Source organism: Vibrio sp. Vb0349, assembly GCF_033338975.1.
This window is the reverse complement of sequence record NZ_JAWOTS010000329.1, coordinates 1-1168: the sequence shown is the minus strand read 5'-3', so window position 1 is coordinate 1168 and position 1168 is coordinate 1. Positions and strand designations below refer to the sequence as shown.

Annotated in this window: 1 protein-coding gene; it reads left to right on the top strand. The window is 46.9% G+C overall.

Annotated elements, in window-relative coordinates; genetic code table 11:
* On the top strand, positions 1-1098 hold a 1098-nt coding region (lptF, locus tag R7Q47_RS25600), incomplete at its 5' end, for an LPS export ABC transporter permease LptF (protein ID WP_318090175.1).
* Between the last annotated feature and the right edge of the window lie 70 nt (positions 1099-1168).

Sequence of the window (1168 nt, the reverse complement as noted above, 5' to 3'; positions counted from 1 at the left end):
ATTATTGTTAGATATTTGATCCGCGAAACACTCAAGAGCCAATTTGCGATTTTTTTCGTACTTTTTTTGGTGTTTGTGAGCCAGAAGTTCATCAGTGTTCTCGCTGATGCTTCTGACGGGGATATTCCTGCTGGATTGATTTTCTCTATTGTTGGTTTGAACATGCCAGCAATGGGTTTATTGATGCTGCCATTGAGTTTGTACATCGGCATATTGATCACTTTTGGTCGTCTCTATGCAGAAAGCGAAATTGTCGTGATGAATGCGACGGGGATCGGCAACAAGTTCCTAGTGCAAGCTGCACTTTACTTGGCGTTGATCACCTCTGGTGTGGCTGCGTTTAATGCACTTTGGTTATCACCTTGGTCTCAAGACCGAGTGGAGCACCTTTACGAACAAGTCGCGGCGGAAAATAGCGTCGACTTACTTAAAAAGGGTCAGTTCCAAGGTACGCCAGACGGTTCATCCGTGGTGTTCATTGACGATATTAAGGACAGCACGCTTAGTAACGTGTTTGTCGCGCAAATGCGTCCACGAGATTCGGTTCTACCTAGCGTGATGTTCTCTTCTTCTGGTGAAGTAAAAGAACTGTCAGATGGCCGTCAGGTTATTACGATGCAAGAAGGTACACGCTATGAAGGTGTGCCAACTCGCGTGGAGTATATGATCACCAAATTTGATGAATATGAAGGGGTGATCGGGCAGCGTGAAGTCAAACAGAAAGGTCGTGACTGGGAAGCTTACCCAACGGCGGATTTGATTGGCCATCCGGATCCTGAAGCGCAAGCGGAGCTGCAATGGCGTATTTCTCTGTTTGTATGTATTCCATTGCTCACGATGCTTGTGATTCCTTTGTCTGCGGTGAACCCTCGTCAAGGGCGCTTTGCCAAAATGGGCCCGGCGATTCTGATTTACTTGGCATACTTCCTTGCGATTAGTGCGACAAAATCGGCATTGGAAGACGGTGCGATTCCGGCGGCGATTGGCATGTGGCCTATTAATGCGATGTTGCTGATTGTCGCGATCATGGCCAATATGATGGACAGTGTTCCAGCTCGACGAATGAAAGAAAAATTCCGTAAGAAGAGGCTCGCGTAAGCTGTGTTCAAAAACTTAGACAGTTACATCGGTAGAACTATCAGCTCTACCACAGCCTTGGTTCTGGCAA